General features: G+C 51.9%; 21 protein-coding genes. 10 read left to right on the forward strand and 11 right to left on the reverse strand.

What is annotated here, in order from left to right:
- Window positions 1-2: 2 nt before the first annotated feature.
- Window positions 3-1,058, reverse strand: a complete 1,056-nt coding sequence (locus HA50_RS20190; RefSeq protein WP_244193597.1) for an anthrax toxin-like adenylyl cyclase domain-containing protein — start codon at window positions 1,056-1,058, stop codon at window positions 3-5.
- 488 nt (window positions 1,059-1,546) lie between these two features.
- A complete protein-coding gene (cpxP, locus tag HA50_RS20195) occupies window positions 1,547-2,059 on the reverse strand; it encodes a cell-envelope stress modulator CpxP (protein ID WP_084877906.1) in 513 nt (170 codons plus the stop codon).
- 150 nt (window positions 2,060-2,209) lie between these two features.
- On the opposite strand from cpxP, the gene cpxR reads away from it, so the two are divergent.
- Genes cpxR through trmL form a run of 3 tightly spaced genes read left to right on the forward strand, consistent with a single transcriptional unit; the run spans window position 2,210 to window position 4,790 of the window.
- Window positions 2,210-2,908 carry an envelope stress response regulator transcription factor CpxR gene (cpxR, locus tag HA50_RS20200; RefSeq protein ID WP_084877909.1) on the forward strand — a complete coding sequence of 233 codons (699 nt, stop codon included), beginning with the start codon at window positions 2,210-2,212 and terminating at the stop codon, window positions 2,906-2,908.
- Complete coding sequence (cpxA, locus tag HA50_RS20205) at window positions 2,905-4,281, forward strand: envelope stress sensor histidine kinase CpxA (RefSeq protein ID WP_084877911.1); 1,377 nt, start codon at window positions 2,905-2,907, stop codon at window positions 4,279-4,281. The genes cpxR and cpxA overlap by 4 nt, the downstream gene beginning before the upstream one ends.
- A gap of 35 nt (window positions 4,282-4,316) precedes the next feature.
- Window positions 4,317-4,790: a tRNA (uridine(34)/cytosine(34)/5-carboxymethylaminomethyluridine(34)-2'-O)-methyltransferase TrmL gene (trmL, locus tag HA50_RS20210; RefSeq protein WP_084877914.1), complete on the forward strand. Its 474-nt coding sequence runs from the start codon at window positions 4,317-4,319 to the stop codon at window positions 4,788-4,790.
- Here trmL and cysE read toward each other — a convergent pair.
- The 5 genes from cysE to HA50_RS20235 form a co-directional block, all read right to left on the reverse strand.
- Entirely contained in the window at window positions 4,787-5,608 is an 822-nt protein-coding gene (gene cysE, locus HA50_RS20215; RefSeq protein ID WP_084877917.1) for a serine O-acetyltransferase, read from the reverse strand. The two genes, trmL and cysE, sit on opposite strands and share 4 nt — an antisense overlap.
- A 68-nt stretch (window positions 5,609-5,676) precedes the next feature.
- Window positions 5,677-6,696: an NAD(P)H-dependent glycerol-3-phosphate dehydrogenase gene (gpsA, locus tag HA50_RS20220; protein ID WP_084877920.1), complete on the reverse strand. Its 1,020-nt coding sequence runs from the start codon at window positions 6,694-6,696 to the stop codon at window positions 5,677-5,679.
- Window positions 6,696-7,163, reverse strand: a complete 468-nt coding sequence (gene secB / locus HA50_RS20225; protein ID WP_013511010.1) for a protein-export chaperone SecB — start codon at window positions 7,161-7,163, stop codon at window positions 6,696-6,698. Before secB ends, gpsA begins: the two co-directional genes overlap by 1 nt.
- Before the next feature lie 40 nt (window positions 7,164-7,203).
- A complete protein-coding gene (grxC, locus tag HA50_RS20230; protein WP_084877923.1) occupies window positions 7,204-7,458 on the reverse strand; it encodes a glutaredoxin 3 in 255 nt (84 codons plus the stop codon).
- Window positions 7,459-7,475: 17 nt separating this feature from the next.
- Entirely contained in the window at window positions 7,476-7,907 is a 432-nt protein-coding gene (locus HA50_RS20235) for a rhodanese-like domain-containing protein (protein ID WP_013511012.1), read from the reverse strand.
- A 248-nt stretch (window positions 7,908-8,155) separates the two neighbouring features.
- On the opposite strand from HA50_RS20235, the gene envC reads away from it, so the two are divergent.
- The 4 genes from envC (at window position 8,156) to HA50_RS20255 (ending at window position 12,732) form a co-directional block, all read left to right on the forward strand.
- Window positions 8,156-9,457 (forward strand): murein hydrolase activator EnvC, encoded by a 1,302-nt coding sequence (envC, locus tag HA50_RS20240; RefSeq protein ID WP_084877926.1) that lies wholly within the window; start codon window positions 8,156-8,158, stop codon window positions 9,455-9,457.
- A gap of 3 nt (window positions 9,458-9,460) precedes the next feature.
- A complete protein-coding gene (locus HA50_RS20245; protein ID WP_084877928.1) occupies window positions 9,461-10,360 on the forward strand; it encodes a divergent polysaccharide deacetylase family protein in 900 nt (299 codons plus the stop codon).
- Between the two features lie 167 nt (window positions 10,361-10,527).
- Entirely contained in the window at window positions 10,528-11,649 is a 1,122-nt protein-coding gene (locus tag HA50_RS20250; protein ID WP_084877930.1) for a glycosyltransferase family 9 protein, read from the forward strand.
- 165 nt (window positions 11,650-11,814) lie between these two features.
- Window positions 11,815-12,732 carry a glycosyltransferase family 2 protein gene (locus HA50_RS20255; protein ID WP_158087422.1) on the forward strand — a complete coding sequence of 306 codons (918 nt, stop codon included), beginning with the start codon at window positions 11,815-11,817 and terminating at the stop codon, window positions 12,730-12,732.
- 51 nt (window positions 12,733-12,783) lie between these two features.
- Here the strand turns inward: HA50_RS20255 and rfaC are convergent, their stop codons facing one another.
- The 3 genes from rfaC to rfaD are packed head-to-tail and all read right to left on the reverse strand — an operon-like array spanning window position 12,784 to window position 15,748.
- Window positions 12,784-13,752: a lipopolysaccharide heptosyltransferase RfaC gene (gene rfaC, locus HA50_RS20260; protein WP_084877936.1), complete on the reverse strand. Its 969-nt coding sequence runs from the start codon at window positions 13,750-13,752 to the stop codon at window positions 12,784-12,786.
- Window positions 13,753-13,754: 2 nt separating this feature from the next.
- On the reverse strand, window positions 13,755-14,798 hold the full coding sequence (rfaF, locus tag HA50_RS20265) for an ADP-heptose--LPS heptosyltransferase RfaF (RefSeq protein WP_084877939.1): 1,044 nt from the start codon (window positions 14,796-14,798) through the stop codon (window positions 13,755-13,757).
- A 17-nt stretch (window positions 14,799-14,815) separates the two neighbouring features.
- Window positions 14,816-15,748: an ADP-glyceromanno-heptose 6-epimerase gene (rfaD, locus tag HA50_RS20270; RefSeq protein ID WP_084877942.1), complete on the reverse strand. Its 933-nt coding sequence runs from the start codon at window positions 15,746-15,748 to the stop codon at window positions 14,816-14,818.
- A gap of 230 nt (window positions 15,749-15,978) precedes the next feature.
- Between rfaD and HA50_RS20275 the strand changes: the two genes are divergently transcribed.
- The 3 genes from HA50_RS20275 to HA50_RS20285 all read left to right on the forward strand — a co-directional run bounded on the left by HA50_RS20275 (window position 15,979) and on the right by HA50_RS20285 (window position 19,398).
- Window positions 15,979-17,175: a glycine C-acetyltransferase gene (locus tag HA50_RS20275; RefSeq protein WP_084877945.1), complete on the forward strand. Its 1,197-nt coding sequence runs from the start codon at window positions 15,979-15,981 to the stop codon at window positions 17,173-17,175.
- Window positions 17,176-17,185: 10 nt separating this feature from the next.
- Window positions 17,186-18,214 carry an L-threonine 3-dehydrogenase gene (tdh, locus tag HA50_RS20280; protein ID WP_084877947.1) on the forward strand — a complete coding sequence of 343 codons (1,029 nt, stop codon included), beginning with the start codon at window positions 17,186-17,188 and terminating at the stop codon, window positions 18,212-18,214.
- Between the two features lie 77 nt (window positions 18,215-18,291).
- Window positions 18,292-19,398: a glycosyltransferase gene (locus HA50_RS20285; RefSeq protein WP_084877949.1), complete on the forward strand. Its 1,107-nt coding sequence runs from the start codon at window positions 18,292-18,294 to the stop codon at window positions 19,396-19,398.
- On the opposite strand, the gene HA50_RS20290 is transcribed toward HA50_RS20285, so the two are convergent.
- Entirely contained in the window at window positions 19,395-20,414 is a 1,020-nt protein-coding gene (locus HA50_RS20290) for a glycosyltransferase family 9 protein (RefSeq protein ID WP_084877951.1), read from the reverse strand. The two genes, HA50_RS20285 and HA50_RS20290, sit on opposite strands and share 4 nt — an antisense overlap.
- Window positions 20,415-20,457 lie beyond the last annotated feature (43 nt).

The following is a 20,457-nucleotide window of genomic DNA, read 5'->3' on the forward strand; positions in this document are numbered from 1 at the left end:
GGTTATCTGTGTTTCCAATGCTGGATGGCGAAATTTTTCGCATCCATAAATCGCGAAGACCGAATATCGGTTATTTCTTTGTCCCAGACTGGATTCAATGGCACATAATAACCTTCGTCTTTTGCCTTCTGCGCGAAAGATTTTAATTCTTCCACATTCCTGACCACACATATTTCGCCAAAATCGCCAAAGGATTTAGGCAACGTAATGACCGCTGGGAAGTTTGCCTCAATATCTGTCCAGGGATTACAGGTGTCGGTGCTATGATGCACAACCGGTTCACCGTTGCCAACCAGACATTCATTAATACTGGATATCATATTACGAATACGCACCGACACATTACCAACATTCTTATCTACCTTCGCATAAAATTCATCTTCACTTAAATATAAATCCTTTAATTTACCGGGTAGTTTTTCATGAGGCGTTGTATAACCATCCATTCTCTCTTTAAATATATGGTGAGACACATCATGCACAGATAATTTATCTTCAACACCATAATCCTCAAATGCCGGTGCGATCATAAAAAGGTCGTAATCGGCGGTAAGAGGTTTTTGACCTGACCCAGCCGGGGCTAAAACTTCAACGGGTTCGCCATTGTAGATAACCTGCCAGGACCCTTTATCTGATCCGGGTACCAGCTCAAACTTATGCATGACGCCTTTTGGCGTACTGGCCTCTAACTCAAGAGGTTGGCGGTTAACACCGTATTTTATATTTTTGATATAATTATTCTCGACGAGTAAATCCAGTCTTGCCTTTGTTATTTCTAATACAACTTTATTAGCATAACCTTTGCTCAGGCAATCTTGCACTTCCTTATTAAATCCCTCTTGTTTATCTGGTCGATCGGCAAGCTTGCTTAGCTCCTGCTTAACACAGATAAAAGACGTTTGCGGTCCCCAGTCAGCACTTTTTCCCTTTATGTGGAATCCTTTTGTCGGATATCCATTAGCGATAAGATCCGTTGCCATCATATCAACGGGACGAATACTAATTATAGTATTCGTCTTCTGAGACAGAAGTTGTAATTTAACGAGGTGTTCTGGCACTATCCCTATATTTTCTTTTTACATAAATCTATAACTTCAGCCAGTTTTTCCACCTGATTTTTAGCCAATAACTCTACTGAAGATGATGACTGGGTAGATTGTGCAGGCCCGGGAGAATGCGATTTAGGTATGTTTATTGGCATATCCTTCCTTTTTGTCATCAATGCGCATGGGAAAGATAGAATTGTCTGCTATCTGAAAGCGTTGTCCTTATGTTTTTACGCAAAAACTTTCGAATTTCGTACACTCCGTGAGATTCACACCACTTTCAACGTTACAGATCAAGATTCCAACAGGTAAAGCATGGTACCTGCACGCAGAAGCATCCGCTGCAAAACCCTTTCCGGTTGCTTCTGGCCAGATCTCATGGGTTGATGGCTAAAGCTCATCAGCTGAATTTTTTTGTGATTTTTTGATAAAAAAAACCCCGCCATCATGGCGGGGAAGACAGGGATGGTGTCTATGGCAAGGAAAACAGGGATACTATGTTACTGGTTACTGCTGGTACTACTCACTGCTTGCAGCGGTGATGATGGCTGCAATTCTGAGAGCCTGCGCATTTCATTGAGGCGCCGCTCATAATTCTTCTGCAATGTCGCTTGCTGTGCAGGCGTTAGCAGGTGGTACATCTGATTACGAACCCGAGCCATCACAACGTTTTGTTCGACTTGCGCCTGAGCAATTTTTTCTGCCTGCAGGCGGATGGCTGATTCGTTAAATTTGTCTGCAATGACCAGGTCATGCATAGTTTCTATATCCTGAACGCTGACGGCGGGACGTTCGAGTCGCGCTTGCTGCATCAGGTCTCGCATTTGTTGCCGCTGTTGCTCAGTAAGTTCAATGCCATCAAACATGTGGCTTTGCGGATTTTGCGTCATACTGCCTGTCGTCAATCCGCCGTTATGATGCATCTCGTCAATCGTCGTCGTGTCTGCTGCTCCTGCGCTGGCGTGACTGAGAACCATCGCTGAGGCAATGACGACGGCGGTTAAGTTGCGCATCGTTTACTCCCAGTTCGTTCCGTTTTGCGATTCAACGAGGACTAGTGTACGGCGGCAGCTGCAAACATCCGTCAGGGGGTGTAAAACTACGTAAAGCGTTGGATTGACGATATGGGAACACGGTATTTTGCCTGCGGAGGGCAATAAAAAATGAATAAGATCCTGTTGGTTGATGATGACCGCGAATTGACTTCGCTGCTTAAAGAACTGCTTGAGATGGAAGGTTTTGAAGTGATTGTCGCCAGCGATGGCGAGCAGGCACTCAACCTACTGGACAACACCGTAGACCTGTTACTGCTGGATGTCATGATGCCGAAAAAGAACGGTATCGACACGCTGAAAGAGTTACGTCAACAACACCAGACACCGGTGATCATGTTGACTGCACGCGGCAGCGAACTGGATCGCGTCCTTGGTCTTGAATTGGGCGCGGATGACTATCTGCCTAAACCTTTTAACGATCGCGAGCTGGTTGCGCGTATTCGCGCCATTCTGCGTCGTTCCAACTGGAGCGAGCAACAGCAGCAGCACGACAACAGTTCACCCACGCTGGAAGTCGATTGTTTGCGGCTTAACCCAGGTCGCCAGGAAGCCAGCTTCGATAATGAAACGCTGGACCTGACCGGCACGGAATTCACCCTGCTTTATCTGCTGGCACAGCATCTTGGCCAGGTGGTATCACGCGAACATCTCAGCCAGGAAGTGCTGGGTAAGCGTCTGACGCCGTTTGACCGCGCCATCGATATGCATATCTCTAACCTGCGTCGTAAATTACCGGAACGTCGTGATGGTCATCCGTGGTTTAAAACTCTGCGCGGACGTGGCTACCTGATGGTTTCGGCATCATGATTGGAAGTTTGACCACCCGCATCTTCGCCATCTTCTGGCTTACCCTGGCGTTGGTGTTGATGCTGGTGTTGATGGTGCCAAAACTCGACTCTCGACAGATGACCTCGCTGCTGGAAAGTGAACAGCGGCAGGGCATCATGATCGAGCAGCATGTTGAAGCCGAACTGGCGCAAGACCCACCCAACGATTTGATGTGGTGGCGTCGGTTATTTCGCGCCATTGAGAAATGGGCTCCGCCAGGCCAGCGACTATTGCTGGTGACCAGTGAGGGGCGCGTCATTGGCGCCCAGCACAACGAAATGCAGGTTATCCGCAACTTTATTGGTCAGTCCGACAATGCCGATCACCCGCAGAAGAAAAAATATGGTCGGGTTGAAATGGTTGGCCCCTTTGCCGTACGCGATGGCGAAGATAACTACCAGCTTTATCTGATCCGCCCCGCCACCAGCTCGCAACTGGATTTCGTCAATCTGCTGTTTGACCGCCCGTTGCTATTACTCATCGTCACCATGCTGATCAGCTCCCCGCTATTACTGTGGCTGGCATGGAGCCTGGCACGTCCGGCACGTAAGCTTAAACATGCCGCCGATGAGGTAGCGAGCGGTAATTTGCGACAGCATCCGGAACTGGAATCAGGACCACAAGAGTTCCTGGCCGCTGGCTCAAGTTTCAACCAGATGGTGAGCGCACTCGAACGTATGATGACGGCACAGCAACGTCTGCTGTCGGATATCAGCCATGAGTTACGCACCCCTCTCACCCGTTTACAGTTAGCCACCGCTCTGCTGCGTCGTCGTCAGGGTGAAGGCAAAGAACTGGAGCGTATTGAAACGGAAGCCCAGCGACTGGACGGAATGATCAACGACTTGCTGGTACTGTCACGCACCCAGCATAAAAATGCGCTGGTTAGCGAAGCGATGAAGGCCAATCACCTGTGGAATGGCGTACTGGAAGATGCCAAATTTGAAGCAGAGCAGATGGGCAAACGCATGGACGTCCCTTATCCACCGGGTCCGTGGCCGTTATATGGCAACCCACACGCGCTGGAAAGTGCGCTGGAAAACATCGTACGCAATGCGCTGCGTTATTCGCATACGCATATCAGCGTCAGCTTCTCGGTGGATATTGAAGGCATTACCGTGCATGTGGATGATGATGGTCCCGGCGTTAGCCCGGAAGATCGTGAGCAGATTTTCCGCCCGTTCTACCGTACCGATGAGGCACGCGACCGCGAATCTGGCGGTACCGGCCTGGGACTGGCGATTGTCGAAACTGCGGTTCAGCAACATCGCGGTTGGGTGAAAGCCGATGATAGCCCGCTCGGCGGCCTGCGCCTGACCCTCTGGCTGCCGCTGTACTCCGCCCGCCAATAATTTGTTATGCTTCGGCCCTCGTTTCCGGGGGCCTTATGCTAAATATCGTTTTGTTTGAACCTGAAATTCCGCCTAATACCGGCAATATCATCCGTCTCTGCGCCAATACTGGCTTTCAGTTGCACCTGATTGAACCCCTGGGTTTTGCCTGGGATGATAAGCGTCTGCGCCGTGCCGGACTGGATTACCACGAATTCACCGCCATCAGGCATCACGCTAACTATGCGGCATTTATTGCGGCTGAAGCGCCCCAGCGGTTGTTTGCTCTCACCACCAAAGGCACCCCGGCGCATAGTGCCGTGCGTTATCAGGCTGGTGATTATCTGGTGTTTGGTCCGGAAAGCCGGGGGCTGCCCGCAGAGATTCTTAACGCATTACCGCCCGAGCAAAAGATTCGTATTCCGATGATGCCTGCAAGCCGCAGTATGAACCTGTCGAATGCGGTTTCGGTCGTGGTGTATGAAGCGTGGCGCCAGCTTGATTATGCTGGCGCGCTGATCAAGAGCTAGATGCCGTCACCGAACTCAAAGCCTGGAACGGTACCATTAAAGTGCTGATCCATATCCATTGAGGGTTTATCGCTGGCAGGTTTACCGACAATGCGTGCTGGTACGCCTGCTGCCGTGGTATGCGGTGGCACTGGCTGAAGCACCACGGACCCAGCACCAATTTTCGCACCGCGTCCCACTTCGATATTGCCAAGTATTTTTGAACCCGCGCCAATCATCACCCCTTCACGAATCTTCGGATGACGATCACCACTGGTTTTGCCGGTACCGCCCAGGGTGACGTTTTGCAGGATGGAAACATCATTTTCCACAATGGCCGTTTCGCCGATCACGATACCGGTGGCATGGTCGAGCATGATGCCATGACCAATGTTTGCCGCCGGGTGAATATCTACAGCAAATGAGACCGAGATTTCGTTTTGCAGGTAAACAGCCAGCGCCCGGCGACCTTCCTTCCACAGCCAGTGACCAATACGATACGCCTGCAGGGCATGGAAACCTTTCAGATACAGCAGAGGCGTAGAATATTTATCAACTGCCGGGTCACGCTGACGCACTGCCTGAATATCATAGGCAGCAGAAACGATCATCGAAGGGTCTTCACGATAAGCTTCTTCAACGATTTCGCGAATGGCGATGGCAGGCATAATCGGGTTAGCCAGTTTGTTTGCCAGCATATAGCTGAGCGCGCTGCCAAGATTCTCGTGCTTAAGCAATGTCGCATGGAAGAAACTGGCCAGCATCGGCTCGCAGTCGGCCAGCGCCCTGGCTTCCGCTTTAATATTGTTCCAGACCAGTTCTAACTCTTCAGACGACATTGCTGTGTACTCCCGATAAAAAAAGCGCCTGATGGGGCGCTCCAGGTGATGACGCTGGGCATCCTGCTTCAGCTTTGGCTGTTTTCGTCCTTCCTTGCACGGCCGAGTAAACTCAATGCTGCCTCTCGCGCCGATTTTTCGCAATATAATACCTGATAAATTTGCTCGGTTATTGGCATTTCCACGCCAACACGAGCAGCTAACGCTCTGACTTCTTTGGTATTTCTGTAGCCTTCTACAACTTGTCCGATAATGCGTTGCGCCTCATCTACGCTCTCGCCCTGCCCCAGCATCATGCCGAAACGACGGTTACGAGACTGATTATCGGTACAGGTCAGCACCAGATCGCCCAGGCCTGCCATCCCCATAAAGGTGGTAGGATCAGCCCCCAGCGCTGCGCCAAGACGGCTCATTTCGGCCAGGCCACGGGTAATCAGTGCGGTACGCGCATTCGCGCCAAAACCGATGCCATCAGAGATTCCGGCACCGATCGCAATAACGTTTTTCACTGCACCACCCAGCTGCACGCCGATAAAGTCCGGGTTGTTATACACACGGAAACTTTTCCCACAGTGCAGCTTTTGCTGAAGATCATCAGCAAACTGCGCATCCGTCGATGCCAGCGCAATCGCCGTGGGCATACCCGCTGCCAGTTCTTTAGCGAAAGTTGGCCCTGAGATCACCGCTAACGGGATGGTATCGCCGAGGATTTCACGTGCCACATCCTGCAGCAGTCTTCCGGTTTCTTTTTCCAGACCTTTCGTCGCCCAAACGATCCGCGAATCGCTACGCAAATGCGGCTTCAGCTGCAGCAGGACATCACCGAACACATGGCTCGGAACCACCACCAGCAGATCACGGCTGGCATTGACCACCTGTGCTAAATCGGCTTCAGGAACGAGGTTATCGGGAAAGGGGACATCGGGCAGAAAAGCGGTGTTGCAGCGGTCAGACTGGAGTTGCGCTACGCTTTGCGGGTTGTGGCCCCAGAGCAAAACCGGGTGACCATTGCGGGCCAGCGTGATGGCCAATGCGGTGCCGTACGAGCCGGCACCGATGACGCTAATCGAAGCGTTGAGTGTAGTCATCAGGCATCCTGATGTGGCGCGTCGCCTTCACCCTGCTGCTGTTGCAGATAGTTCATGAACAGCGCATCAAAGTTGACCGGTGCCAGGTTAAGCTGCGGGAAAGTACCGCGAGACACCAGGCTGGTAATGCATTCGCGCGCATACGGGAACAGGATGTTCGGGCAGTACGCACCAAGGCAATGTGCCATCTGAGTGCCTTCGATACCGCTGATAGTGAAAATACCGGCCTGCTGAACTTCACACAGGAACGCGGTTTCTTCACCGACGCTGGCCGTTACGGTAACACGCAGCACCACTTCATAGACTTCATCAGCCAGCTGAGAGGACGCGGTGTCCAGATCCAGCTTCACTTCCGGTTCCCACTCTTTCTGGAAAACCTGCGGCGCGTTCGGCGCTTCGAAAGAGACGTCTTTGGTATAAACACGTTGAATCTGGAACTGCATTTCGTTGGTGCTATGTTCTGACATGTTACTAAATCCTGTTAGTTAGAATTGTCTGGCCGTTAAGTTATGCCTGTAATAAGGGATCAAGTCCCTGGCGCCCATCCAGCGCAAAGAGATCATCGCAGCCGCCAATATGCTGCGCATCGATAAATATCTGTGGAACGGTCGTTCTGCCGCTACGCTGAATCATCTCTTCACGTTTCATCGCGTCCCCATCAATAGGGATCTCCTGAAACGTCACACCTTTCTGATTAAGCAGCGCCTTCGCCCGGTGGCAATAAGGACAGGTCGTTTTGGTGTAAATCTCGACATTAGCCATGCAGTTACCTTTGCGAATTATTTACCGCGCACCAGCGGCAGGTTTTCACCGCTCCAGCCGCTCACGCCATCTTTCAGAACCGAAACCTGCGTGAAACCAGCGGCACTCAGCTGTGCTGCCGGTTCGCCCGCGCTCTGCCCGGTGGCACATACCACAATTATGGGCTGAGACTTATGCTTTTCCAGTTCGCCAAAGCTACCTTTTTTGATGTCTGCCGCCGCTACATTCAGCGCCCCAGAAATGTGTCCTTTGCGATAGTCGTCACGCGAACGAACGTCTACCACCACCGCGTCCTCTTTATTAATCAGGCGGGTTGCTTCACCGCGACTGATGGTTTTTACCTTCGAGAACATTCCTTTAACGGTGGTTACAATCACCAGAACGAGTAAGACAACCCATGCCAGACTGAGGATGGGGTGATTGCTTGCAAACTGCATAATTTCTTGCATGAGGGGTAACGACTCCAGACCGGGCTAATAAGCTAAAACAAGGGTTCTGAGTATACCTGCGCCACCTCGCATGTACAGTCGCTAAGGGGCCAGAGTTACGATTTGTGCGTCATTTTCCAAAAAAAGTGTTCTAATCGCAAAATTAAGACAAAGTTTCTGCCTGTAAGCTGGGGAAGACATGTTTGGAAAAGCAAAACCCGGCCCGGGAAACTGGTAAGCGGCTGTTCATCGTGGAATAATTAGCGACTATGAAGGGAAAAGCGATTGTTTTACCAACAAGGACCTGTCACAACGGCCCAGCGCATCCGTTGTTAACACGCTGGTCCACATTCTCCCTCAGCCTGCTCTGCGCGGGCGCTCTGCTATTGCCGCCCATTGCCCACAGTGACGATGACAGCAAAACGCAGCTGAAATCCATTCAGCAAAATATCGCCGAAAAAGAGAAAAGCGTGAAAGCGCAAAAATTGCAGCGCAGTAAGCTGCTGGATCAGCTGCAAAGCCAGGAGAAGGTTATTGCTCAGGCCAGCCGCCAGCTGCGCGAAACCCGCAATAGCCTCAGCGCCCTCGACAACGATATAGCCCAACTCAACGCCTCTATTGCCCGGCTGGAAAAACAGCAGGCGCAGCAGGAAAAATTACTGGCCCAGCAGCTTGATGCCGCCTTTCGTCAGGGCCAGCACAACGGTTTACAGCTGCTACTGGGTGGCGAAGAGGCGCAACGCAGCGAACGTATTCTGGCCTATTTTGGCTATCTTAATGCTGCACGTCAGAAGAACATCGATGACCTGAAACAGACGCAGCAACAGCTCGCGGAACAGCGTCAGTCGTTGCAGGACAAACAGCAGCAGCAAAAAAGTCTGCTAGCACAGCAGCAAGCACAGCAAACCAAACTTGAATCTGCCAGCACGGCTCGTAAGAAAACCCTGACGGCACTGGAAAGTGCACTGGAAAAAGACCAGGCTGACCTCGTAGAAATGCGCGAGAACGAAAGCCGTCTGCAGGACAAAATCGCCAAAGCGGAGCGTGAGGCCCGGGAGAGAGCCGAGCGTGAAGCTCGTGAGGCGGAGAAAGTACGTCAGCGCCAGGCACAGGCCAAAGCCAAAGGATCGAGTTATCAGCCAACGCAAAGTGAGCGTGAGCTGATGGCCCGTACCGGTGGTCTGGGTCGCCCCGGAGGCCAGGCCGTCTGGCCGGTTCACGGGCGTGTTGAACATCGCTTTGGTGAAACCATGCAAGGCGAACTGCGCTGGAAAGGTCTGGTGATTGACGCACCAGAAGGAACCGAAGTGAAAGCCATCGCCGATGGACGCGTACTGATGGCCGATTGGCTACAAGGCTACGGTCTGGTTGTGGTACTGGAACACGGTAAAGGCGATATGAGTCTTTACGGTTACAACCAAAGTGCGCTGGTGAGTGTCGGTGCCCAGGTGAAGGCAGGACAGCCTATCGCTCTGGTGGGTACCAGCGGCGGCCGCGGCACGCCCTCGCTCTATTTTGAAATCCGGCGTCAGGGACAAGCCGTCAACCCACTACCGTGGTTAGGAAGATAAGCTTTGTTTCAACCTCGTAAACTCCCGGCCGCGTTGTGTGGCCTGTTTTTGTCACTTTCCGCCCATGCGGGCAAACTTTCCATTGTGATTGACGACTTCGGCTATCGCCCGGTCGAAGAGAACAAAGTGTTGCAGATGCCCGCAGCCATCTCCGTTGCCGTCTTACCCAACGCCACCTTTGCCCGACAAATGGCGACCAAAGCGCATCAGAGTGGTCATGAAGTCCTTATCCATCTGCCAATGGCGCCTCTTAGCAAGCAGCCATTGGAGAAAGATACGCTCACGCCAGAGATGTCCAGTGCCGAAATTGCCCGCATTATCCACGATGCCGTTGGCAAGGTGCCGTATGCGGTGGGCCTGAATAACCACATGGGCAGCAAAATGACATCCAGCCTGCCGGGAATGCAGAAGGTGATGCAGGTACTGAATCAGTACAATTTCTACTTTCTCGACAGCATGACTATCGGCAACAGCCAGTCAATCCCGGCCGCCGAGGGAACGCATGTTAAGGTATTGAAGCGTAGAGTGTTTCTCGATGACAGCCAGAGTGATGCGGCAATTCGCGAACAATTTACCCGTGCGGTGAAACTGGCACAGCGCGATGGTTATGCCATTGCCATCGGACATCCTCATCCCAATACCGTGCGGGTATTGCAGCAAATGCTACCAACATTGCCTGCTGATATTACGCTGGTACGCCCCAGCCAGTTGCTGAATGAGCCGTTACATCAGGGGTCCGGACCATCAAAACCGCAGCCCACTCCTGCTCCTCATTTCCGTGCGCCAGGAGTATGTAAGGCCAGCAAACCGCTGTCACCCGTGCCACAGAGTCGGGCGGTATCTTTGGTCGCAGAGAGCATTCAGCAAAGCCCCTTCATCCGGAATCTGACAAATTTGTTCTGAGCAGCTTCCCATTGCCGCGCAGATAATGGAAAATTTTCCCCTGACCGCATTGCATCGTCAATGCGGTTAAACGATACCCAAACAGCATCGCCGGCAGTGAAACTTAACCCAGATCAACCGGTCCAATAAGTTTCATTATAATCAGTGCATGAAGAACGAGTCAGTCAATGCGTAAGATCTGGAAAACCAAGCTGTTAGATAAGGCTATTGTCATTCACAATTTAGTGAAACGCCATCAGGTTGAAACATCCGTCGATTTTTCAGCATTGCGTCCTGCACACATTTTAATTTTCTCGACCACCGCACTCGGCGACTTTCTTTTTAACACTCCGGCGATTCGCGCTGTGCGCAAACGTTATCCTGACGCAATCATTACACTCATCGCCCATCAGAAATTCGCTGAGTTTCTCCAGCAGGGTGATGACTGGGATAACCTGGTGTTCTGGAATAATAAAGCCATCACCATCCCCGGCTTGCTGAAGCAATTAAAATCCTTCCCAAAAGCCGAGCTGGCTTTATTGCTGCATTCGCATGAGCCTTATGATTATTTATCCGCGATCATGGCTGGAGCAAAGTACATTATCAAGGATAACTATAAGGACAATGTACCGCTGCGCGATAAATGGCTGATTGATTACATCATTGCATTCAAAGGTCATATTATTGAGCGTAAACTGCAATTAGTTCAGGCTCTGGGCTGTGACGTTTCCGATATAGAAATGAAACTCCCCCTTCGGGTCGAAGAAAAAAAGGTTCTCTCTTCGCCAACAATAGGTTTGCAGCTTGGTGCTTCAACGCCGGAACGCTGCTGGGCACCAGAAAACTTTGCAGCTATGACTCATCAGCTCCTTGATCATTCTCCAAACTTGTCTTTTGTGTTGATCGGCGGTCCCGGTGATAAAGGCAGGGCTGAATCCTTTATCAATCTTGTCCCTGTGCAATATCACGATCGCATTCTTAATCGGGTCGGTGATACGTCTCTGCCCGAATTATGCACACTGATTAATGATTTTGATCTATTAGTGACCGGAGACACCGGCCCCCTGCACATCGCCGTCACTGTAAAAACCCCAACCTTAGGATTATTCGTCACAGCAAACCCTTATGCTACCGGTGCGCTGCAAAACCCAGAGTTGCACCATATGATTTATATCGGGCGTCAGAAATCACAGGATCATCTGGCACATATCATGGATGTCATAAAACCAGAGAGAGTTGCTGAGCAAGTTGCACGAATTCTCAGCAAAATTCGCCCAGAAATTCCGCTAATGGAAAAACCTTACCAATAAGATTATTCTCTGAAACATACGAATTTTTTTTCCTGGCTCGATAATATTAGCTATACTTCGACGAGGAAAAAGAAATCGCTCAGAGATGTTCATGGAATGACGGCATCTTCAGTTCAGTTAAGAATTCGAAGAGGTAATAAACATCGACAGGTTCTGGTATGTTTTATGAATAGTAAGGTTTTATCAATTGTTGTCACAGCCCATAATCTGGAAGGGCATATTAAGAAAACTCTGGAAAGTATACTTCTGGCGGTTGGCAACAAAGTATCTTCTTGTGAGTTGATCCTTATTGATGATGCCTCAGTCGATGGAACCAGCAATATCCTGCGTGAATTTGCGGATAAAAACGAATACGCTTTCTATTATCGAACTGAATTCAAAAACATCGGAAAAGTCAGAAACTTCGCCATTGATAAATGCCAGGGTGGATACATCACCATGGTCGATGGTGATGATTTGGTTTATGAGAAATCTCTGGCCAAAATAATAGATTTTCTCGAAAATCATGACATTGATATTCTTATCTCTCCCCTTTATGAAATTAAAGGTGAGATTCCACTGCTTGATAACTGGCAATGGAAGGCCCCACAGAAAATCACCCAGGATAACGCCATTGAAGAATTTCTTATTCACAAGAAATTCCAGGGTCACTTTATTGGGAAAGTAGTCAATAAGTCTTTATTCAGGGATTCACATTTCCCGGCATTTTTTTGTTATGAAGATATCGCGCTAATTCCTGAAATATTGAAAAAAGCAGTCAACGTCTATTTCTGCCAGCGACCTTTTTATATTTACATCAAGCAAGCTCATAGTCTTTCCAGTGCATTATCGGCAGAAAAACTTGAGTTAAAGGCGCAAGCATTATTAATGATGGATGCTGAATTTGGCAGCTACTGGCGTCATCTGACCGCTATTCATGTGGTTCAGTTATTATATAAACATAAAAAACAGTTATCAAAAGCATCGCAGGATGCGATGTACGATATTCTGCGTCAAACCTCAACCTCGAAATTTTTCCTTAGCTCCAGGGTCAGATTAAGCATAAAGAAAAAATATCTTATTCTTAAGTTGAAGATTCGTTAAATAGATTCCAGCCCATAAAAAATTAATGAGCTGGAATTGATGCTGGCTGACTTATGACTGGAGAAGTTCGCTTAGTCTGGCATATACCACAGCAGATAAAACTGAAGACAAATTATTATCCTCAGCTTTCAAACTATACTGATTCTTTCCATAACCACCAATCAGCCCCGGATCTGTCGGACCGTACAAGGTAATATTTGGACGATCCAGTGCTGCCGTCAGGTGGCTCAACCCCGTATCCACCGACACAACCGCACGCGCACCAGCCAGCTGACGGGCAACCTGCTCCAGCGTCAGACGCGGCAGTACCTCGACATGGTCAAACCCTTCAGCGAGGCGCAGAGCGCGTTGATGTTCATGCTCAGCCCCCCAGGGCAACTTCACGCGTAACCCGGTGGGTTGCACTAACTCAATCAGCTCACGCCAGTGAGTTTCCGGCCAATGTTTGTTGTCACGCGTTGTCGCATGCAAAAACACCAGATACTGCCCGGCATCTGCCGGAAGCTCCGTGAGAAAATGCCCTGCAATCGCATAATCACCCTGAGTCGCAGGTTTTTCATAGCCTAGGCTTTTCGCGAACAATTCACGCGTGCGTTCTACCGCATGTTGCTGCTTGTTGATTTCATGGCGTTTGTCGTACCACCAGCTGGCAAAGGGTTCACGGACACTGCGGCTATCCTGCCCATGTTTCACCCCTTTCGCCAGACGGGTGACCAGCGCAGCGCTTTTAATCAGCCCCTGTGCGTCAATCACCACGTCATACTCGCGCGCCTGTAACTCACGCTTAAACAACACGCGTTCTTCGCGTTGCTGGCTACCGAACCAATGCTTACGCCAGCGACGAATCCCCACTGGCAGCACTTTATCTACTGCCGGATGCCACGCCGGGATTTGGGCAAAATTTTCTTCCACAACCCAATCAAAACGAATGCCAGGAATCGCCTGCATTGCATCGGTCAACGCAGGCAGTGAGTGCAGGACATCGCCCATAGAAGAAGTTTTAACAATCAGGACGTGCATGTTTACTCCTGCGCCGCGTTGAGCAAAGCGCTTAATTCCTGATGCACGCGCGTGGGCTGAATGTCGATCAGGCTTTGATGATAGCCCTGTTCGGCATCGCCTTTGCGGACTTTGTGATAACCGGTGATCAGGCGAATAACGCGAGCCTGATGCGACAGTGGCGGGGTGAAATCGGGGCTGCTGGGGCCATACAATGCCACCAGCGGGCGGTTAAGTGCGGCTGCAATATGCATCAGGCCGGAATCGTTGCTAACCACCGCAGCACAGTTCGCCAGCAGAATGACCGCCTGCTCCAGCTGCGTTTCACCCGCCAGATTTTTACAGTGCGTACGTGCCACCTCGGGCAGGGTCTGAATAATGGTATCGCCAGTCTCGCGATCTTTGGCCGAACCAAACAGCACCACCTGATAACCTTCACCGATCAGCTGTTCCGCCAGCGCGGCATAATGATAATGCGGCCAGCGCTTTGCCGGACCGAACTCCGCACCTGGGCAGAAGCCAATCGCTGGACGATCGGCAGAGAGCGCAAACTGTGCAGCCGTCATGCGCTTCTCTTCTTCCTCCACCCTCAGCTGCGGCCACAACAAGGGTTGCGGCAACTGCTGCGCCGAGGCAACGGGTTTATCGTAGCCAAGCGCCACATAACGCTCGACCATCAGCGGAAACGCGGCTTTATCCAGCACGCGCACATCATTCAGCACGCCGTAGCGCATCTCCCCACGCCAGCCGATGCGGCGTTTAATACCGGCAAAAAACGGTACCAGCGCCGATTTGAAAGAGTTCGGCAGCACATAGGCGCGATCGTAACCGCTGGCCTGCAAGGTTTTGCCCAGACGGCGACGCTCACCCAGCGCCAGTGCGCCATGACCGAGTGGCATTGCCAGTGCCTGATTCACTTCCGGCATACGTGACAGCAGCGGACGGCACCAGGCAGGTGCCATGACATCAATAACAGCCTCAGGATGCTCAGCCTTGAGCGTGCGATAGAGACTTTGCGACATCATCATATCGCCGACCCAGGACGGGCCAATAACCAGAATTTTCATCGCTGCTGCCGATTTCCTTATGCGTTACGGTTCAGCCAGGCCATATATTCCGCAACACCAACGGCCACGGTTTTGAACGGTTTGTCATAACCTGCGGCACGCAGTTTAGTCAGATCCGCCTGGGTATATGCCTGGTAACGGCCTTTCAGCTTGTCCGGGAACGGGATGTATTCAATCTCGCCTTGCTGATGGAATTTCAGCACCGCATCAGCCACTTCCTGGAAAGATTCCGCACGACCGGTTCCGCAGTTGTAAATGCCGGAGACACCGTTTTCCCAGCACCACAGATTCACCGCGGCAACGTCATCAACGTGGATAAAGTCGCGACGGAAATCGTCACTGCCTTCAAACAGCTTGGGGTTTTCGCCATTGCTGATTTGCGTGTTGAGATGGAAAGCCACGCTCGCCATGCTGCCTTTATGGCCTTCACGCGGACCGTAGACGTTAAAGTAACGGAAACCACATACCGGTGAATCCGCTTCCGGCAGAATCTGGCGCACATAATGGTCGAACAACATTTTGGAGTAGCCATAAACATTCAGTGGCTGCTCGTACTGACGTTCTTCGATGAAGTTGTCGTTGCGGCCGCCGTAGGTGGCTGCGGAAGAGGCATACAGGAACGGAATTTCACGATCGAGGCAGAAGTGCAGCAGATCTTTGGAATACTGATAGTTGTTATCCATCATGTACTTGCCGTCCCACTCGGTGGTGGACGAGCAGGCGCCTTCATGGAATACCGCTTCGATCGGCCCCAGATCTTCCCCGGACATGATGTAGCTGAGGAATTCCTCTTTATCCATGTAATCAGAGATGTCCAGATCCGCCAGATTCACGAACTTGGTGCCATCCTTCAGATTATCCACTACCAGAATGTCGGTATGACCGCGATCGTTCAACGCCTTGACGATGTTGCTGCCAATCATGCCAGCGCCACCCGTTACGATAATCATGTGCTTTGCCTTTAAACAGTTGGGGTAAACAGGAGGTTTCACCCACGAATATCTATCATCATAACATTTCAGCCCGCACCAGACAGCCAGATGACTCCGTAAGCCCGGCATATTTCCCGCCCGCAGCGTGAACTATGCTGCAAAACGGAGATTTCATTGGCTGAAACGTCGTTAAACCGCTTTTCGGTCAGTAATATGTGCCAAAATTTTGCCATCTGAGGAGCAGAATCATGTCCGATCAATTCTATTCGCAAATCCAACAGCAACTTGAGACAACGCGCCAGGAAGGATTGTTCAAACAGGAACGAACCATTACCTCGCCACAGCAGGCGGAAATCAGCGTTGCTCAGGGTCAGACTGTCATCAATTTTTGCGCCAATAACTATCTTGGTCTGGCGAACCATCCGACGCTGATTCAGGCGGCTAAAGAAGGGATGGATTCCCACGGTTTCGGCATGGCCTCAGTACGCTTTATCTGCGGCACCCAGGATATCCACCAGCAACTGGAACGCAAACTGGCGGACTTCCTCGGTATGGAAGATGCCATCCTGTTTTCCTCCTGTTTTGATGCCAACGGTGGCCTGTTTGAAACGCTGCTCGGCGCGGAAGATGCCATCATCTCCGATGCGCTCAATCATGCCTCGATTATTGATGGCGTTCGCCTGTGTAAAGCGCAGCGTTATCGCTATGCCAACAACGATATGAACGAATTGCGTGCGCGTCTGCAGGAAGCGCGGGACAAAGGCGCGCGCCATATCCTGATCGCCACCGATGGCGTGTTTTCTATGGATGGCGTGATTGCCAACCTGCAGGGGATTTGCGACCTGGCGGATGAGTTTGCTGCGCTGGTGATGGTGGACGATTCACACGCCGTCGGTTTTGTCGGTGCCTGTGGGCGCGGCACCCATGAATATTGCCACGTGATGGACCGCGTCGACATTCTGACCGGCACCCTCGGCAAAGCGCTGGGTGGCGCTTCTGGTGGTTATGTCGCCGCAAAAAAAGAAGTGGTGGAGTGGCTGCGCCAGCGTTCACGCCCGTATCTGTTCTCCAACTCGCTGGCCCCGGCGATTGTGGCGGCTTCGCTGCGGGTACTGGAAATGCTGAGTGAAGGCGATGGCCTGCGCCAGCGTCTGTGGGAAAACGCACGCTATTTCCGCGAACAAATGACCGCCGCCGGATTTACCCTGGCGGGTGCCGATCACGCCATCATTCCGGTGATGCTTGGCGATGCGAAAGTGGCACAGGAATTTGCCAGCCTGTTGCAACGCGAAGGCATTTACGTAACGGGCTTCTTCTACCCGGTCGTACCCAAAGGTCAGGCGCGTATTCGTACCCAGATTTCTGCCGGTCATACCCAGGCACAGCTGGAGCAGGCGGTAGCGGCCTTTACCCGTATTGGTCAGCAGCTGGGCGTCATCGCCTGAGGAGCCGGGAATGAAAGCACTCGCGAAATTAAAAGCAGAAGAAGGCATCTGGATGGTGACCGATGCACCGATTCCGGAACCCGGCCATAACGACCTGCTGATAAAAATCCGCAAAACCGCAATTTGCGGGACCGATATCCATATCTACAACTGGGACGACTGGTCACGGAAAACCATCCCGGTACCGATGATCACCGGCCACGAATACGTTGGCGAAGTGGTGGCCATCGGGCAGGAGGTGAAAGGTTTCGCCATCGGCGACCGCGTCTCGGGCGAAGGCCATATCACCTGTGGCCACTGCCGTAACTGCCGTGCCGGACGCACTCATCTGTGCCGCAATACCGTCGGCGTGGGCGTCAATCGTCAGGGATGCTTCGCCGAGTATCTGGTCATTCCGGCCTTCAATGCCTTTAAAATCCCGGACAACATCTCCGACGAGCTGGCGGCTATTTTCGATCCTTTCGGCAATGCGGTGCATACCGCACTGTCGTTTGATCTGGTGGGCGAAGATGTGCTGATTTCTGGTGCGGGTCCGATAGGCATCATGGCCGCCGCCGTGTGTAAGCATGTCGGCGCACGCAATGTGGTGATCACCGACATCAACGACTATCGCCTCGGCCTGGCGCGTAACATGGGTGTGACGCGCGCGGTAAATGTGGCACAGGAGAATCTGCATGAGGTGATGGCCTCTCTGGGGATGACCGAAGGCTTTGATGTCGGGCTGGAGATGTCTGGCGCGCCACCGGCCTTTCGCAGCATGCTGGAAGTGATGAACCACGGTGGCCGTATCGCGCTGCTCGGTATCCCGCCGGGGGAGATGGCGATTGACTGGAACCAGGTGATTTTCAAAGGGCTGTTTATCAAAGGAATCTACGGTCGCGAGATGTTTGAAACCTGGTACAAAATGGCGGCACTGATCCAATCCGGCCTCGATCTGACCCCCATCATCACCCATCGTTTCCCTATTGATGACTTCCAGCAGGGCTTTGATGAGATGCGTTCCGGCCACTCGGGCAAAGTGATACTGAGCTGGGATTAATTATCGCCAGCGATAGCGCCCTGCCGTCCTAAACGGTATAAAGGGCGCTTCACTTAGCAATTCAGTCTGGATGTGACATGCGCATTTTAATGATTATTGATGGTTTACCGGGCGGCGGCGCAGAGAAAGTGGTGCTGACCCTTAGCGAATCGATTCATAAAATGAGGCATCACGTCACCCTCTACTCGCTGGCTGAGACCTGCGCCTATGCCCTGCCGGAAGGCGTCGAGTACCGCGTCATCACCCAGCACAGCAAGGCCCCCTGGCGTAAGCTGACTGAGTTGTCACGCCGCGCCAGAAAACTGGATGACGTTTTACGCCAGGATGAGGCGCAAAACGGCAAATATGACCTGATCATCTCCAATCTGCATAAAACCGACCGCATTGTGGCGCGTAGCCAGGCCATCGATCGTTCACGTTTATGGTTCTGTATTCATGGTGTGCTGTCGTCAACCTATCTCGGCCATCGTAAGGGGCTGAATTACTGGTTCAAAAAGCAAAAGATGGCGAGCATCTACCATGGCCGCAATATCACTGCTGTTTCCCAGGCCGTGCTGGACGATCTGGTCGATGTGATGGGGGTACGCACCGCAAAAACCGCGGTGATTAACAATCCCTTTGATTTGCAGGCGCTACGCCAGCGCGCGGATGAACCCTGCGATCTGGCAGGTACTGACTATCTGATCAACGTAGCGCGTATTCACCCGCAAAAACGTCAGGACCGCCTGCTGGAAGCCTTTGCCCAATCAGGCCTTGCTGACCGCGCCAAACTGGTGCTGCTGGGCACCGGTACGGAAGAACGTATTGCCGCCGCCAAACAACTGGCGCAGAAACTGAATATCGCCGATCGCGTGCTGTTCCTCGGTTTTCAGTCCAACCCTTTCCCTTATATCAAACATGCGCGCCTGATGGTGATGAGCTCCGATAGCGAAGGCTTTGGCAACGTGATTGTTGAATCGCTGATTTGCGGCACGCCGGTGATCAGTACGCGCTGCCCGGGTGGCCCGGAAGAAATTCTGGTGAAAGCGGGGATGGCAGATATGCTGACGCCGATCGACGCTCAGGCGCTGGCCAGTAAAATGGTCGAGGTTTACGACCATTTACCGGCAATTAATGAACAGACACTCAGCCTGTACGACGTGACGGCTATCAGCCGTCAGTATGTCGATTTAGCCGCCCGCTAACGTAGCGCCAGGCGCTGCCAGGCCTGCCAGACCGTTTCCGGCGAGATATCGCTACATTCGCCCGAAGCGGTCTGCATGATTTCATACTCGCCCGACCACGGATGCCAGATTTGTGCATTGGTATCACCAAAAAACACCACCTGCTTTTTATGCAATCCCGCCGCGATATGCATCTGGCCGCCATCGCTGCATAAAATCTGCTCGCAACAATCAAACCCGGCGATCAATTCACGAATAGAAGCCGTGGCATAGCGCGCCAGACGCGGGGAATCCACCATTTGCATCAGCTCATCAGCCCGCGCCGCATCACCTTTATCGTTGGGATCCAGCGCCCCCTGAGGTGACCAGAACAGCAACACACGCGCCTGCTCATCCTGCAGCAACTGACGAATAAAGGTTGCGTAGGCAGCGACAGGCCAGCGTCGTTTCGGGCTACGACTGCTGATGTGCACGCCGTAGGTTTTGCCCGCACCAGGCAGCAATTGCGCCACCCGCGCGCTTGCCTGCGCGCGTTCCGCAGCGGAAAGATAAAGATTCACCTGCGGCACTTCAGGCGCGTTCTGGGTTAACGCGGAAAGGTAGGAATAGGTGTGTTCCACCTGGTGAGTGCCGTGAAAGTCTTGTTTCTGGAAAGGATGATCCAGCACGGCATCCGTCTGGGCAGCGCCGATAATGTTGTGAGCACCGGCCATCTTAGCCAGCCGCAGGCTGTATTTGCAGGGTACCGGGTTTGCCAGGATCGTGGCGTCGAAACGGGTTTTACGCAAGGCGAGCATGATTTTGACACGTTGCCAGTAAACCCCCAGCGTCGTTTCGTTTTTGCCGCGGTGTTTCGCCTTTTTATACACAAATAACCGATCAACGTTGGGATTATTATCCACCACATCTTCGGCGATTTTATTCACCAGCAAGGTCAGTTTAGCGTCGGGAAAGGCCTGCTTCAGCCCCTCCAGCAATGGCGTGGTGCACACCATATCGCCAATGTTGTCACGCCTGATAACTAAAATATTCTTCATGTTGCTGCCCAGAGTTAACTCGCTTTTGCCCGGAAAATTGGCC

Source organism: Pantoea cypripedii (genome assembly GCF_002095535.1).
GTDB lineage: Bacteria > Pseudomonadota > Gammaproteobacteria > Enterobacterales > Enterobacteriaceae > Pantoea > Pantoea cypripedii.

Bases quoted from the DNA above. Each gene is read 5' to 3' on its own strand.
- cpxP (WP_084877906.1), bottom strand. From the start codon at position 2,059: ATGCGCAACTTAACCGCCGTCGTCATTGCCTCAGCGATGGTTCTCAGT.
- cpxR (WP_084877909.1), top strand. From the start codon at position 2,210: ATGAATAAGATCCTGTTGGTTGATGATGACCGCGAATTGACTTCGCTG.
- cpxA (WP_084877911.1), top strand. From the start codon at position 2,905: ATGATTGGAAGTTTGACCACCCGCATCTTCGCCATCTTCTGGCTTACC.
- trmL (WP_084877914.1), top strand. From the start codon at position 4,317: ATGCTAAATATCGTTTTGTTTGAACCTGAAATTCCGCCTAATACCGGC.
- cysE (WP_084877917.1), bottom strand. From the start codon at position 5,608: ATGTCGTCTGAAGAGTTAGAACTGGTCTGGAACAATATTAAAGCGGAA.
- gpsA (WP_084877920.1), bottom strand. From the start codon at position 6,696: ATGACTACACTCAACGCTTCGATTAGCGTCATCGGTGCCGGCTCGTAC.
- secB (WP_013511010.1), bottom strand. From the start codon at position 7,163: ATGTCAGAACATAGCACCAACGAAATGCAGTTCCAGATTCAACGTGTT.
- grxC (WP_084877923.1), bottom strand. From the start codon at position 7,458: ATGGCTAATGTCGAGATTTACACCAAAACGACCTGTCCTTATTGCCAC.
- HA50_RS20235 (WP_013511012.1), bottom strand. From the start codon at position 7,907: ATGCAAGAAATTATGCAGTTTGCAAGCAATCACCCCATCCTCAGTCTG.
- envC (WP_084877926.1), top strand. From the start codon at position 8,156: ATGAAGGGAAAAGCGATTGTTTTACCAACAAGGACCTGTCACAACGGC.
- HA50_RS20250 (WP_084877930.1), top strand. From the start codon at position 10,528: ATGCGTAAGATCTGGAAAACCAAGCTGTTAGATAAGGCTATTGTCATT.
- HA50_RS20255 (WP_158087422.1), top strand. From the start codon at position 11,815: ATGAATAGTAAGGTTTTATCAATTGTTGTCACAGCCCATAATCTGGAA.
- rfaC (WP_084877936.1), bottom strand. From the start codon at position 13,752: ATGCACGTCCTGATTGTTAAAACTTCTTCTATGGGCGATGTCCTGCAC.
- rfaF (WP_084877939.1), bottom strand. From the start codon at position 14,798: ATGAAAATTCTGGTTATTGGCCCGTCCTGGGTCGGCGATATGATGATG.
- rfaD (WP_084877942.1), bottom strand. From the start codon at position 15,748: ATGATTATCGTAACGGGTGGCGCTGGCATGATTGGCAGCAACATCGTC.
- HA50_RS20275 (WP_084877945.1), top strand. From the start codon at position 15,979: ATGTCCGATCAATTCTATTCGCAAATCCAACAGCAACTTGAGACAACG.
- tdh (WP_084877947.1), top strand. From the start codon at position 17,186: ATGAAAGCACTCGCGAAATTAAAAGCAGAAGAAGGCATCTGGATGGTG.
- HA50_RS20285 (WP_084877949.1), top strand. From the start codon at position 18,292: ATGCGCATTTTAATGATTATTGATGGTTTACCGGGCGGCGGCGCAGAG.
- HA50_RS20290 (WP_084877951.1), bottom strand. From the start codon at position 20,414: ATGAAGAATATTTTAGTTATCAGGCGTGACAACATTGGCGATATGGTG.